This is a genomic window from Allobosea sp. UNC402CLCol, assembly GCF_000745475.1.
Classification (GTDB): Bacteria; Pseudomonadota; Alphaproteobacteria; order Rhizobiales; family Beijerinckiaceae; genus Allobosea; species Allobosea spartocytisi.
Genome location: NZ_JQJJ01000008.1, coordinates 594772 through 607237, shown reverse-complemented (window position 1 = coordinate 607237; position 12466 = coordinate 594772). Strand labels below are relative to the sequence as shown.

14 protein-coding genes are annotated in these 12466 nt (G+C 67.5%); 7 read left to right on the top strand and 7 right to left on the bottom strand.

Annotated features, from left to right (window positions below; genetic code table 11):
- Positions 1–43: 43 nt before the first annotated feature.
- A complete protein-coding gene (dapF, locus tag GY40_RS04895; RefSeq protein WP_038359106.1) occupies positions 44–928 on the bottom strand; it encodes a diaminopimelate epimerase in 885 nt (294 codons plus the stop codon).
- Positions 929–1067: 139 nt separating this feature from the next.
- Here dapF and GY40_RS04890 point away from each other — a divergent pair, with 139 nt between their 5' ends.
- On the top strand, positions 1068–1952 hold the full coding sequence (locus GY40_RS04890; RefSeq protein ID WP_248311116.1) for a GyrI-like domain-containing protein: 885 nt from the start codon (positions 1068–1070) through the stop codon (positions 1950–1952).
- A gap of 9 nt (positions 1953–1961) precedes the next feature.
- Here the strand turns inward: GY40_RS04890 and GY40_RS04885 are convergent, their stop codons facing one another.
- From GY40_RS04885 to GY40_RS04870, 4 genes are all read right to left on the bottom strand, one after another.
- Entirely contained in the window at positions 1962–3020 is a 1059-nt protein-coding gene (locus tag GY40_RS04885; protein WP_038359104.1) for an MBL fold metallo-hydrolase, read from the bottom strand.
- Positions 3021–3097: 77 nt separating this feature from the next.
- Positions 3098–3724, bottom strand: coding sequence for a LysE family translocator (locus GY40_RS04880; protein ID WP_038359102.1), 627 nt, complete (start codon positions 3722–3724; stop codon positions 3098–3100).
- A gap of 56 nt (positions 3725–3780) precedes the next feature.
- Complete coding sequence (locus GY40_RS04875) at positions 3781–4206, bottom strand: hypothetical protein (RefSeq protein WP_156115870.1); 426 nt, start codon at positions 4204–4206, stop codon at positions 3781–3783.
- A 35-nt stretch (positions 4207–4241) separates the two neighbouring features.
- Entirely contained in the window at positions 4242–4796 is a 555-nt protein-coding gene (locus tag GY40_RS04870) for a CAP domain-containing protein (RefSeq protein ID WP_051987516.1), read from the bottom strand.
- A 322-nt stretch (positions 4797–5118) separates the two neighbouring features.
- Between GY40_RS04870 and ffh the strand changes: the two genes are divergently transcribed.
- The 5 genes from ffh (at position 5119) to trmD (ending at position 9172) form a co-directional block, all read left to right on the top strand.
- Positions 5119–6690 carry a signal recognition particle protein gene (ffh, locus tag GY40_RS04865; RefSeq protein WP_038359099.1) on the top strand — a complete coding sequence of 524 codons (1572 nt, stop codon included), beginning with the start codon at positions 5119–5121 and terminating at the stop codon, positions 6688–6690.
- A gap of 49 nt (positions 6691–6739) precedes the next feature.
- The gene (gene rpsP, locus GY40_RS04860; RefSeq protein ID WP_038359098.1) at positions 6740–7111 is read left to right on the top strand and encodes a 30S ribosomal protein S16; all 372 of its coding nucleotides are present in this window, start codon (positions 6740–6742) and stop codon (positions 7109–7111) included.
- A gap of 157 nt (positions 7112–7268) precedes the next feature.
- On the top strand, positions 7269–7814 hold the full coding sequence (gene rimM / locus GY40_RS04855; protein WP_038360108.1) for a ribosome maturation factor RimM: 546 nt from the start codon (positions 7269–7271) through the stop codon (positions 7812–7814).
- Positions 7798–8472 carry an HAD family hydrolase gene (locus tag GY40_RS04850; protein WP_038359096.1) on the top strand — a complete coding sequence of 225 codons (675 nt, stop codon included), beginning with the start codon at positions 7798–7800 and terminating at the stop codon, positions 8470–8472. The genes rimM and GY40_RS04850 overlap by 17 nt, the downstream gene beginning before the upstream one ends.
- A 4-nt stretch (positions 8473–8476) precedes the next feature.
- On the top strand, positions 8477–9172 hold the full coding sequence (gene trmD / locus GY40_RS04845; RefSeq protein WP_038360105.1) for a tRNA (guanosine(37)-N1)-methyltransferase TrmD: 696 nt from the start codon (positions 8477–8479) through the stop codon (positions 9170–9172).
- 118 nt (positions 9173–9290) lie between these two features.
- On the opposite strand, the gene GY40_RS04840 is transcribed toward trmD, so the two are convergent.
- Positions 9291–9794, bottom strand: coding sequence for a rhodanese-like domain-containing protein (locus tag GY40_RS04840; protein WP_156115869.1), 504 nt, complete (start codon positions 9792–9794; stop codon positions 9291–9293).
- On the opposite strand from GY40_RS04840, the gene GY40_RS04835 reads away from it, so the two are divergent.
- Positions 9793–11193, top strand: coding sequence for a hypothetical protein (locus tag GY40_RS04835; RefSeq protein ID WP_156115868.1), 1401 nt, complete (start codon positions 9793–9795; stop codon positions 11191–11193). The two genes, GY40_RS04840 and GY40_RS04835, sit on opposite strands and share 2 nt — an antisense overlap.
- Before the next feature lie 9 nt (positions 11194–11202).
- Here GY40_RS04835 and GY40_RS04830 read toward each other — a convergent pair whose 3' ends face one another.
- Positions 11203–12405: a pyridoxal phosphate-dependent aminotransferase gene (locus tag GY40_RS04830; RefSeq protein ID WP_038359090.1), complete on the bottom strand. Its 1203-nt coding sequence runs from the start codon at positions 12403–12405 to the stop codon at positions 11203–11205.
- Positions 12406–12466: the final 61 nt, after the last annotated feature.

The window sequence follows — 12466 nt, the reverse complement described above, 5'->3', positions numbered from 1 at the left end:
ACGCGAACCGGTGTCCACTTCGCTCAAAAATGCTTGGCCCCCATCAGGCGGCGCTCTCGAACAGGGACGGATCGAGTGTGCCTTCCCACTCAAATTCGGCCGCGCCTGTCATCAGGACGTGGCCATCGCTCTCGCGCCATTCGATGGTGAGATCGCCGCCCGGCAGGCTGACCACGGCCTTGCGGGCTGATAGCTCACGGCGCACTGCGGCGACCAGCGCCGCGCAGGCGCCCGAGCCGCAGGCCTGGGTGATGCCGGCGCCGCGTTCCCAGACACGCAGCACGATATGGTCGGGCGCCTTGACCGCGGCGAGCTCGATATTGGCGCGGTCGGGGAAGATCGGGTGGTTCTCGAGCAATGGGCCGATCTGCGCGAGATTGTAGGCATAGGGGTCCTCGACGAAGAAGACCGCATGGGGATTGCCCATATTGACGGCGCAGGGCGTGTGCAGGATCGGGTCGTCGATCGGGCCGATCTGCAATTCGAAGCGGCTGGTATCCTCGAAGGGCTCGGCGAGCGGGATCTCGTCCCAGGCGAGGCGCGGGGCGCCCATATCGACGGTGAAGATCGTCTCGCTCTCGCGCCTGACCGGCAGCAGGCCGGCCTTGGTCTGCAAGGTCAGGCTGGTCCTGGCGGGGTCGCCCATCTCGGGGTCGGCGACCATCGCCCAGGCGACGCAGCGCGTGCCGTTGCCGCAGGCGCCGGCCTCGGAGCCGTCGATGTTGTAGATGCGCACGAAGGCATCGGTGCCCGCGACCTGGGGATCGTGCAGCACCATGAGCTGGTCGAAGCGGGCGCGCGGCTCGGCGGCGATGGCGCGCGCGTCGTCAGCACTCACCAGGAGCTTGGTACCGCGCAGGTCGAGCACGGTGATCTGGTTGCCGAGCCCGTTCATCTTCAGGAACCGGCGATTGGCCAGAGCGTTCATTTGGTCACACGTCCCATGAATAACGGGTCTATGACGGAGGCGACGTGAAAAAGCCACCCTCGTCCCCGTTCCTGAGAGAAGGTGGACATTCTATGCTGCGCTGCAAGGGCGCGAATCGCGAGAAGCTAGGGCCGTGACGATGCGGTATTTCCGGATTTGTGTTCTGGCCTGCACCGGCATGGCCGGTGCCGTGTCGATGGCCTTCGCCCAGGCGACGGTTGCTCCGCCTTCCGCCGTCCAGTCGGCGCCGCTTGCCCCGCCGCCTGGCGCGACCCCGGTACAGGTGCCGTCGGCCCCCAATCAGGGCCCGCCCGCAGCGGTTCCCGATTCGCAGCCCTCTCCGCAGCCGGTCCAGCCCGCGCCGCCGCCGCCCTTTCCGGTGACGCCGCAGCCGGTGCAGCCTGCGCCGACGCCACAGCTTCCGCTGGAGCCGCAGCCGGTGCAGCCGCCGCCGACCCTGCCGGCGCCGGGCCAGCCGCTGCCGCCCGTCCCGCAGCAACAGCAGACCGGCGTGCCCGACCCGAATTCCACGCTGGCCGGCAAAGGCTCCGATACGAGCGATGTCGCGGAGGTGACGCTCTCGCCCAAGCCCGTGCTTCTCCTGTCAGGGCAGGCGACATGGGATCAGGGCTTCCAGAAGCTCTCCGACAGCTTCAAGGCGTTGCGGGCCGAGGCGCAGAAGGCGGGGCTCTCCGCCGCCGGCCGGCCGCTGACGCTCTTCGTCGAAACGACGGATGAAGGCTTCCGTTTCGATGCGATGCTGCCGGTCGCGATCCCGCCGGGCGGTCAGGCGCCTTCGCTCGGCGCCGATTTCAAGATGTCGACCTCGCCCGCCGGGGCGGCGCTGCGCTTCCTGCATCAGGCGCCTTATGACGACATCGATTCCACCTATGAGACGATCACCGCCTATCTGGAGGCGAAGAGCATCGTCGTGAAGGACGCCTTCCTCGAGGAATATGTCAGCGATCTCAATGATCCGGGCGATCCGAATCTGGAGATCAACGTCTACGTCCAGCCGAAATAAGGCGGGGCGTCACGCGCTCCAGCTCAGGCCCGGCCGCATCGGCCGGAAGCGCTCTTCCGGCAAGCCAGCGGCAGCCAGCGCCGCCTTCAGCGCCTCGGGCGGGCGCTCGACGCCCTCGTCGGTGAGCTGGAAGGTACCCCAGTGGTGGCCGATGGCCGCCTCGGCGCGAAGCGCCTGCATGACCTTCACCGCCTCTTCCGGGTTCATGTGGTTGTCCGACATGAACCAGCGCGGCTCATAGGCGCCGATCGGCAGCACGGCGAGGCTGAACGGGCCATGGTCACGGCCGAGCCGCTCATAGAGCGAGCCGTCATGATAGCCGGTGTCGCCGACATGGAAGAGTTTCGCGCCGCCGGTTTCGAGGATGAAGGAGCACCACAGCGCCATGCGCCGGTCGAAGGCGCCGCGCGCCGACCAGTGATAGGTCGGCACCAGCGTGACGGCGACGGCCTCGGAGAGCTGCAACCGGGCGTCCCAGTCATGCGCCTCGGTGCGGGCATCGGGGATGCGGGCCCTGACGATGGTGTCGTTGCCGAGCGGCATGATCATCCGCGGCCGGTCGCGATGGTGGATCCGCGCCAGCGTCTCGATATCGAGATGGTCGTAATGATTGTGGGTGATCAGGACCGCGTCGATCTTCGGCAGGTCGTCGAAGGCGACGCCGGGCGCGTTGACGCGCTTCGGCCCGAGGAAGGTGAAGGGGCTGGCGCGCTCCGAATAGACCGGGTCGATCAGCAGGTTGAGGCCGGCGATCTGGTAGAGGAAGGATGCGTGGCCGAGATGGACGATGCGCACGCCCTCGACTCGCGCCGGCGGCTTGTCCTGTACAGGCGCGGCGTATTGCGGCGGGAAGGCTTCGCGCTCGCGCTTGCCGGTCTGCCAGCGCAGCACGTCCATCAGCCCTTTGCTGACCGTGCGGCCGTCGCTGAAAAGGAGGCCGTCGAAATGGTCGCTGACGGGCCCTTGGTAATAGGGGTTGCGCGAGCGGGAGATCGCGGCCCAGGCCGCGCCGGTCGAGGCCAGCAAGGCACCGAGACCGAGGAAGGAGAGGAGTTTGCGGCGGTTCATGGCCCGGTAGAAGTAGGCGGTCGTGACGTTCGATCAAGACCGCCTACGGCAGTATTACTTCTGTAAGGCGGTGGCCTTCAGTTGCTGCCGGAGCGGATCGCCACCGTCGCGACGCCGGCGCCGATGAGCAGCGTGCCGCCGGCCTTGTTGAACAGGCCGATGGCGCGCGGATTGCTCACCACGGCGCGAGCCCGGGAGGCGATCAGCGCGTAGCCCATGGCGTTGGCGAAGGCGAGGCCGATGAAGGTCGTCTCGAAGATCAGCATCTGCATCCAGAAATCGCCCTTGGTGTCGAGGAACTGGGGGAGGAAGGCGACGAAGAAGGTGATGCTCTTCGGGTTCAGCGCCGTCACGAGCCAGGCATGGCCGAGCATCTTCCAGGCAGGGGCGGCATCCTCGCGCGGCTTGGCATCCAGCGTGCCGCCGGCGCGGAAGAGCTTGATGCCGAGCCAGATCAGATAGGCCGCGCCGATCCATTTCAGCGCGGTGAAGATCATGGCTGATGTTGCGAGCAGGGCGCCGACGCCGAGCATCGAAAGGGTCATGGCGGTGAAGTCGCCCAGCGCGACGCCGACCGCGATCGGGAAGGCCGTGCGCCAGCCCTGGCCGAGCGCATAGGAGATGACGAGCAGGATCGTCGGCCCGGGGATGACGAGGAGGACGGCGGTGGCGGCGGCGAAGGCGGCCCAGGCTTCGAAGGTCATGATGATGGCTCCCTGAAAACCAGAACCATCACCAGAAGCGGGTGCTTGTAAAGAGGTCAGCCGCGAGCGGCGTCGACAAAGTTGCAGAAGCCGCGGCGGACCTCGCCCTCATGGCCGATCTGGCCTGCCTGGACGGTGAAAACGAGATCGAGGCGGGTGGCGCCGCCGCTCTTGCGGGCGGTGATGCGCAGCGATTGCAGGCGGCCCGAGCCGGCACCGTCCTGAAGGGCGGTGAGCGTGTTGGTCGCCTTGTCGACGCGGATCCCGCCAAAACCTTCGGCGGACACGGCGCGGGCGGCGCCATTGATGGCCTTGGCCGGCGGGCTCTTGACCAGGTCCCAGGTGCGATAGGTGATCTCCGACAGCATCGGCACGCCGGCGCTGGTGAAATTGGTGGAGCAGGGCTGCGCCTGGGCTCCGTTCAGGCCGGCAAAGGCGGCGGACACGGCGATGGCACAAGGTATCAGGAGGCGGGTAGGCATCGTTGCGCTCGCAATCGATTAAGGGACGCCCTCCGTTACCGAGGTTGCGGCATCCTGTCACCGTAACCCAAGGTTACGCGCGGCTCCGGTTCGGCTGCGACGACCAGCACCCACCAGGCGCGGTAGCTCGTGCGCGGATCCTTGGAGAGCGCGATGCCGTAGCGCGTCGCCTCCTTCATCCGCAGATTGGCGTCGTGGCCGGGGGATTTGCGCCAGCCCTCGAAGGCTTCTTCGACGGAGAAATAGCCACCGCCGAGATTTTCCGCGACGCGGGCGGAGTCGAGGCCGGCCGCCTCGACGCGGCCCGCGAAGCCGCCGCCGGCGTCATGGGAGAGGGCGTTCTTCGCGACCATGGCGTCGGCCTGGCGCTGGGCCATCGCCATCAATCGCGGATCGGGCCGGACAGGTCCGAGGCCGAGGCTGGCGCGATAGGCGTTGAGGATGCGCCCTGCCTGCGCCGGATCGAGGGAGACGGCGTTGAGCCGCTCGACCATGCGGGGATCGAGCGGGCCTTCGCGGCGGGGCTCGCCCGCGCAGCCGGCAAGGAGGAGGGTGAGGGCCAGCAGCGGCGGGGCGATCACGGTCTTCATGGGCTCGGCTCGATTGGGGGCGCGATGCGATGCCGTCAGATCAGGGCCATTCTGGGGCCGAACGCCATTATTCCCATGAGCGAGAGGTGGCCGGTGACGGCACGAACGCCCACAACCTTGACTTTCGCCACATTCTTCCGCTTTAAGAGCGCCATCCGTTTCGCCGACATCGCCGAAACCACATCCGCCGACCGGGCCGCATCATGCTTCCATGAGCCCGGAGGTCAACGTCCGACAGCGCGCTTGCGCCCTCGGGCGCGAAACCGTTTGGCGATGAGGTTCCGGCTGTGACGGTTCCTTGAGGCAAAGCAGGCAGGTCCGCATGTTCGGCACGCTGAGCGAAAGACTCTCCGGCATCCTTTCGGGGCTGACCCGCCGGGGTTCGCTGACCGAGGAGGACGTCAACGCCGCGCTGCGCGAGGTTCGCCGCGCGCTGCTCGAGGCCGATGTCGCGCTCGAGGTCGTGCGCTCGTTTACCGACAAGGTGCGCGAGCGCGCCGTCGGCGCCGAGGTGCTGAAGTCGGTCACGCCCGGCCAGCAGGTCATCAAGATCGTCAACGACGTCCTGATCGACACGCTGGGCGGGGAGGGCGAGGGCATCGGCTTCGACGCCGTGCCGCCGGTGCCGATCCTGATGGTCGGTCTGCAGGGCTCCGGTAAAACCACCTCTACGGCGAAGATCGCCAAGCGCCTGACCGAGCGCAACAAGAAGAAGGTGCTGATGGCGTCGCTCGATACGCGACGCCCGGCCGCCATGGAACAGCTCGCCATTCTCGGCACCCAGGTCGGCGTGCAGACGCTGCCGATCGTCGCCGGCCAGTCGGCCGTGCAGATCGCCAGGCGCGCGATCGAGGCCGCCCGTCTCGGCGGCTACGACGTCGTCATGCTCGACACCGCCGGCCGCGTCACGCTCGACGACACGCTGATGGAAGAGGTCGCGCAGGTGAAGGCTGCGACCAGCCCGCATGAGGTGCTGCTCGTCGCCGACGCACTGACCGGCCAGGACGCGGTCAATACCGCCCGCGCCTTCGACGCCCGCGTCGGCCTCACCGGCATCGTGCTGACCCGTATGGACGGCGATTCGCGCGGTGGCGCGGCGCTCTCGATGCGCGCCGTCACCGGCAAGCCGATCAAGCTGGTCGGCACCGGCGAAAAGGTCGACGAACTCGACGATTTCCATCCCTCGCGCGTCGCCAACCGCATCCTCGGCATGGGCGACATCGTCTCGCTCGTCGAGAAGGCGGCGCAGACGGTCGATGCCGACAAGGCGCAGGCGCTGGCGCAACGCCTCGCCAAGGGCAATTTCGACCTCGACGATTTGCGCATGCAGCTCCAGCAGATGGAGAAGATGGGCGGCTTCGGCGGCGTGATGGGCCTGCTGCCCGGCATGGCGCAGATGAAGAACCAGCTCGCCGCCGCCAAGGTCGACGACAAGATGATCGCCCGTCAGGTCGCGATCATCAATTCGATGACGCCGGCCGAGCGCCGGAATCCCGACCTGCTCAAGAACAGCCGCAAGAAGCGCATCGCCGCCGGCTCCGGCACTTCGCCCGAGGCGATCAACAAGCTGCTCAAGATGCATCGCGGCATGGCCGACATGATGAAGGCCATGAAGAAGCAGAAGGGCGGCATGCTGGGCAAGCTCGGCGGCATGTTCGGGCTTGGCGGCGGTCTGCCCGCGGGCATGCCCGACCCCTCCAAGATGGACCCGGCCCAGCTCGCCGAACTGCAGAAGCAGCTCGGCGCGGGCGGCGGCCTGCCGTCGCTGCCGCCGGGCGGGTTCCCCGGATTGCCGAAGGGCGTCACCCCGCCGGCCGGCATGATGCCGAAGCTGCCAGGCCTTGGCGGCGGCCTGCCGGGGCTGGGCGGCGGCCCGTTCGGCAAGAAGAAATAGCCTTTACCGTTCAACCCGACTTCAACGTTCAACCAAAGGAAGAAGACCCATGTCCCTCAAGATCCGCCTGACCCGCGGCGGCGCCAAGAAGCGCCCCTATTACCGCATCGTCGTCGCCGACGCCCGTTCGCCGCGCGATGGCCGCTTCATCGAGAAGATCGGCTCCTATGACCCGATGAAGCCGAAGGATTCGGCCGAGCGCGTCGTGCTCGACCTCGAGAAGGTCCAGTCCTGGCTCGCCAAGGGCGCCCAGCCGACCGACCGCGTCCTGCGCTTCCTCGATGCCGCCGGCCTCGCCAAGCGCCCGGCTCGCAACAACCCGAACAAGGCCGTTCCGGGCGAGAAGGCCAAGGAGCGCGCTGCGGCCAAGGCCGAGAAGGCTGCCGCCCCGGCCGCCGAAGAAGCTTCCGCCGAGGCGTGAGCTCGACGCTGCACTGCCGTCATTCCGGGACGGGCCGCAGGCCCGGGCCCGGAAGCCATGAACACGTCGTTCATGACAAGGTGGCGGTGTGCTCCGGTCATCGTGGTGTTCATGGGTTCCGGGCTCGCAGCTTCGCTGCGCCCCGGAATGACGGATGATGGCTGGCACCGACAATCTCGTCCTGCTCGGTATCGTCGGCGCGCCGCATGGCGTGCGCGGCGAGGTCAGGATCAAGACCTTCACCGGCGATCCGCTCGCGATCGCCGATTATGGCCCGCTGACCGACGGCAAGGGCCGCAGTTTCGAGATCATCGACATCCGCCCTGCCAAGGAGGTCGTCGTCGCCCGGCTCAAGGGCGTGGCCACGCGCGAGGCAGCCGAGGCGCTGAACGGCGTCGAGTTGTTCGTCTCGCGCGACAAGTTGCCGGCAGCCGAGGATGAGGACGAGTTCCTGCAGGCCGACCTCATCGGTTGCAGCGTTATCGGGCCGGATGGCGTGCCGCTCGGCACCGTCTCCACCGTCGAGAATTACGGCGCGGGCGACCTGCTCGATATCGAGACGCCGGATGGGCGCTCCGTCCTGATGCCCTTCACCAAGGCCTTCGCGCCGCGCATCGACATCGCCGCGCGCCGCATCGAGGCCGAGCCGCCCGCAGGATTGTTCGAGCCCGACGATGGTCGCAGAGATGACGCCAAGCGATAAGCCCGCCCGCGCGCTGATCTTCGACATGGACGGCACCGTCGTCGACAACATGCGCTATCACGAGGCGGCATGGGGGCGACTCCTGACCGAGCACGGCCTGCCTTTCGACGCCGACAGCTTCTTCAAGAAGACCGCCGGCATGGCCTCGGCCGAAATCCTCGCACCCCTGTTCCCGGATGCCGATGCGGCGCGGATCGACGCGCTCGGGCACGACAAGGAAATCTATTACCGCGAGGATTATGCCCCGCATGTCGCGCCGCTCTCCGGCTTGCTTGCGCTGATGGCACGGGCGGACGCCGCCAAAGTGCCGATGGCGCTCGCCACCGCCGCTCCTCCGGGCAATGTCGATCTGGTGCTCGACAAGCTGAAGCTGCGCGAGCGCTTCGTCACGGTCGTCTCTCCCTCGCAGGGCTTTCCCGGCAAGCCGAACCCGGACCTCTTCCTGGAGGCGGCGCGGCGCATGGGTGTTCCGGCGACCGAATGCATCGTCTTCGAGGATGCCCCGAATGGCGTCGAGGCGGCCCGGCGCGCCGGGATGCGCGCGGTGGCGCTGCTCACCATGCTCGATGCGCAGGCCTTCGCCGCTTATGATAACCTGATCGCTTCGGCGCACGATTTCACCGCGCTGGACGGGTTGCCCGCGCTGCGCTTTGCTTGACGGCATGCCCTTCCGCGCCTCGATCCTGACGCTCTATCCGGAGATGTTTCCCGGGCCGCTCGGCATCTCGCTGGCGGGCGAGGGGCTGCGCAAGGGGCTGTGGTCGCTCGACACCCACCAGATCCGCGAGCACGGCATCGGCCGGCATCGCAATGTCGACGACAATCCGGCCGGTGGCGGGGCCGGCATGGTGCTGCGCTGCGACGTGCTGGCGGCGGCCATCGATGCCGCCGTGCCGACCGATGATGAACGCCCGCGCCTGCTGATGTCGCCGCGCGGGCGGCCCTTGCAGCAGCGCCAGGTGCGCGAATGGGCTGACGGTCCCGGCCTCGTCATCGTCTGCGGGCGCTTCGAGGGCGTGGATGAGCGCGTCATCGAGGGGCGCAACCTGATCGAGGTCTCGATCGGCGACTACATCCTCTCCGGCGGCGAGATGGCGGCGCTGACGCTGCTCGATGCCTGTGTGCGCCTGATTCCGGGCGTGATGGGCAAGGAAGCCTCCGGCGAGGAGGAGAGTTTCGAGAACGGGCTGCTCGAATATCCGCACTACACGCGGCCGCGCGAATGGGAGGGCAGGGGCCTGCCCGAGGCGCTGCTCTCCGGCGACCATGCCCGCATCGCGAAATGGCGGCGCCAGCAGGCGGAGAGGATCACGCGCGAACGGCGGCCGGATTTGCTGAGGGAGCGGGGCGAGGGGTGATCCCTTGCCGTCATTCTCGGGCGGAGCGCAGCGCAGATCCGGAAAATTCGTTCAGGAGAGGGCGCCGGCTCCCTCTGCGGCATGCGATGCTCGGGTCAAGCCCGAGCATGACGCAACGCTAACGATACTCTGCCACCGGCAGCTTCTCGGCCAGCCAGCCGCCCGGCCCGAGCATGCCTCCCCGCACTGCCACGAGATCGCGCCAGCCTCGGCCGCCGAGCTTCTGCGCCGTGGCGACCGCCTGTGCGCCGGTGCGGTCGATCAGGGCGATGCGCTTGGCCGGGTGGTCGAGACGCAGCCCCGCCAGCCTGACCTCGAAGGCCGTGGCGTCGACATCGAGCGGGATCGCGCCCTGCGGCAGGCCGGTATCGCTCCACTCGCCCGGAGACCGGATGTCGACGAGGAGGAGGCGCCCACCGGATTGCTCTCCATGCGCCTCCTGGACCGTGATGGAGCCCGGTGCCGGCGAGCCCGCTCCCTGCGCGGCAGCCCCGCCAGCCATCGCCCCCCAGAGAGCCAGGGCCGGCAGCAACGCGGCGAAACACCTTCCCTTTCGTGACGTTGACCGGGCCGTGGTCTTGAGGCCAGCGTGGTGCGGCGTGATCGATACGGGGTAGGGCATGCGGGCTTTCTTGCTGGTGGTGACCGCGGCGGCGGTGGCGCTGCTGGTTTCCCAACTGGCACGCCGACCGTTTCGCAGCGCTGAAGCGTTGCCGGCTGAAATGCAGAATCTAGAGCAACCCGGCCCGTTGCGCATCCGTGTCGGTGGGCGCGAGCGCATGGTGCAGCTCGATGCCCTGCTGCGCTACGGCGCAACGGCCGAGAACATTCTCTGCCGGCCGCAAGATGGTACGACGCCCGACGATTGGCGCCGCGTGGCCTGCGGCGGCAAGGCCGAACAGGATGAGGACGAAGCCCAGTCACGCGGCGATGCCGCAATGCTGGAGGCTGCCACCATCTTGCGCCAGGCGGAGAAGCGACCGCTTGCCGAGCGTGAGCGGCTGGTGCGCGACGCCAACGGTTTCGTCCTGCTGGCGCTGCGCAGCGATGCCTTCGAGACGCGGCCGGTGCCACCGGTCCATGTCTATGAGGATCTCGCCGACCAGTCCGATGATGGGCGGCTGCACGATATTGCCTCCGAGCTCTGGCTGGTTACCGCAGCCTTCTGTCCCGATGGCGAACGGCAATGCCGCCTCTCCAATCTGCGTCAGTCCGGCCGCAGCCTCGTCAATGCCGGGCGATGGTTCAACGACACGGTGCGGCTGCGCCTGGCCGCCGAGCGATTGCGCGACGTGCTCCGGGAACAGGGGAACGATATCGATCCGGATGAGCGCTTTTCGCTGGCGAACGATATCGGCAACGCCTTCAGCTATGCCTCGGCTTTCGCACCGGCGGGCGAGCGATTGCCGCTGATCGACGAGGCGATTGTCGCCTATGAGGCGGAACTCGCTCAGGCGGACGCCAAGGCACCGTCCTTCGATTCCGGCAGGCTCTGGCAGAACCTCGGAGCGGCCTATGTCGATCGCGGTGCGATCAGCAACAGCAAGAAGGATTTCGAGCGCGGCATTGCCTTCTACGAGAAGAGCCTGCCGCTCTTCGACCGCTCTCGCTTCCGACAATCCTGGGCGCGTGCGAAGTCGAATCTGGGAGCGGCTCGCAGTCGAATGGCGTTCGCGGAAAACGATCTGGCACTGCACGACGCGGCGTTGCGCGACCAGGAGGACTCGATCGCCGCCTTCGAGGAAGGCCAGGAGAAGCTCGATGCCGATTATGGGCGCTACCGGCTGGCGAAAAGCCTCGATGCCAAGGCGCGTAGCGCCGATGCGCTCGCCAAGCAGCTCGGGGATGGAGAAGAAGGGCGGCACGCCGATCTGGAGAAGACAGCGAAGCTGTGTCGCGACGAGGCGCTCAAGCTGCTGGAGCGGGCCGGGGAAGCGTTTCGCCGCTCCGGCTCGCGGGATTATCTGGCCTGGGTCGAACGCCTGACCGCCGAGATCAGGAGCGCGACACCGGGGCCGTGAGCGCGCGGCTCAGCGCAGCTCGGCGCAGAAGCGCTGGATGCGGCGGCAGGCCTCTTCCAGCTTCTCGTCCGAGGTGGCGTAGGAGATGCGGAAGTTCGGGCCGAGGCCGAAGGACGAACCGTGCACGGCCGCGACGGCTTCCGTCTCGAGCAGGCCCAGCACGAGGTCCTCGTCCGTCTCGACCTTCTTGCCGTTCGGCATGGTCTTGCCGATCAGCTCCGAGCAGTCCGGATAGACGTAGAAGGCGCCTTCCGGCATCGGGCACTTCAGGCCACGGGTCTGGTTCAGCATGGAGACGACGAGGTCGCGGCGACGCTCGAAGGCCTTCTTGAACACCGGCAGATGGTCCTGCGTGCCGTCGAGAGCCTCGACGGCTGCCCATTGCGAGATCGCCGAGGTGCCCGAGGTCTGCTGGCCCTGGACCATGTCCATGGCGTTGATCAGGTGCTGCGGGCCGGCCGCATAGCCGATGCGCCAGCCGGTCATCGCATAGGCCTTGGAGACGCCGTTCATGGTGAGCGTGCGCTCGTAGAGTGCTGGCTCGATCTGCGCCGGGGTGACGAATTTGAAGTCGCCATAGACGAGATGCTCGTACATGTCGTCCGTCAGGATCCAGACATGGGGATGGCGCATCAGCACGTCGGTGAGCTTCTTGAGCTCCTCATGGGTGTAGGCGGCGCCCGAGGGGTTCGAAGGCGAGTTCAGGATCACCCATTTGGTCTTCGGGGTGATGGCCTTCTCCAGCGCTTCCGGCTGGAGCTTGAAATTGTCCTTCAGATAGGTCTGGGCGAAGGTCGCGGTGCCGCCGCAGAGCGCGACGATCTCGGGATAGGTCACCCAATAGGGCGAGACGCAGATGACCTCGTCGCCCGGGTTCAGCGTGGCGAGCAGGGCATTGTAGATGACATGCTTGCCGCCGGTGCCGACGATGGTCTGGCTCGGCTTGTAGTCGAGGCCGTTCTCGCGCTTGAACTTGCGGGCCACGGCCTCGCGCAGCTGCGGAATGCCGGCGACGGGGGTGTACTTGGTCTCGCCGCGGCGGATCGCGGCGATGGCCGCCTCCTTGATATTGTCCGGCGTGTCGAAATCGGGCTCGCCCACGGAGAGCGAGATCACGTCCTTGCCCTGGGCTTTCAGATCGCGGGCCTTCTGCGTGATCGTGATGGTCGCAGACGGCTTCACGCGCTTCAGGGCTTCGGCAAGAAAGGCCATGGGACTGATCTCCGGAGGAGCGGGAGGATGAGCGCCCGGCAGGGCGCGCGCGTGGTTTATG

Bases quoted from the DNA above. Each gene is read 5' to 3' on its own strand.
- dapF (WP_038359106.1), bottom strand. From the start codon at position 928: ATGAACGCTCTGGCCAATCGCCGGTTCCTGAAGATGAACGGGCTCGGC.
- GY40_RS04890 (WP_248311116.1), top strand. From the start codon at position 1,068: ATGCGGTATTTCCGGATTTGTGTTCTGGCCTGCACCGGCATGGCCGGT.
- GY40_RS04885 (WP_038359104.1), bottom strand. From the start codon at position 3,020: ATGAACCGCCGCAAACTCCTCTCCTTCCTCGGTCTCGGTGCCTTGCTG.
- GY40_RS04880 (WP_038359102.1), bottom strand. From the start codon at position 3,724: ATGACCTTCGAAGCCTGGGCCGCCTTCGCCGCCGCCACCGCCGTCCTC.
- GY40_RS04875 (WP_156115870.1), bottom strand. From the start codon at position 4,206: ATGCCTACCCGCCTCCTGATACCTTGTGCCATCGCCGTGTCCGCCGCC.
- GY40_RS04870 (WP_051987516.1), bottom strand. From the start codon at position 4,796: ATGAAGACCGTGATCGCCCCGCCGCTGCTGGCCCTCACCCTCCTCCTT.
- ffh (WP_038359099.1), top strand. From the start codon at position 5,119: ATGTTCGGCACGCTGAGCGAAAGACTCTCCGGCATCCTTTCGGGGCTG.
- rpsP (WP_038359098.1), top strand. From the start codon at position 6,740: ATGTCCCTCAAGATCCGCCTGACCCGCGGCGGCGCCAAGAAGCGCCCC.
- rimM (WP_038360108.1), top strand. From the start codon at position 7,269: ATGGCTGGCACCGACAATCTCGTCCTGCTCGGTATCGTCGGCGCGCCG.
- GY40_RS04850 (WP_038359096.1), top strand. From the start codon at position 7,798: ATGACGCCAAGCGATAAGCCCGCCCGCGCGCTGATCTTCGACATGGAC.
- trmD (WP_038360105.1), top strand. From the start codon at position 8,477: ATGCCCTTCCGCGCCTCGATCCTGACGCTCTATCCGGAGATGTTTCCC.
- GY40_RS04835 (WP_156115868.1), top strand. From the start codon at position 9,793: ATGCGGGCTTTCTTGCTGGTGGTGACCGCGGCGGCGGTGGCGCTGCTG.
- GY40_RS04840 (WP_156115869.1), bottom strand. From the start codon at position 9,794: ATGCCCTACCCCGTATCGATCACGCCGCACCACGCTGGCCTCAAGACC.
- GY40_RS04830 (WP_038359090.1), bottom strand. From the start codon at position 12,405: ATGGCCTTTCTTGCCGAAGCCCTGAAGCGCGTGAAGCCGTCTGCGACC.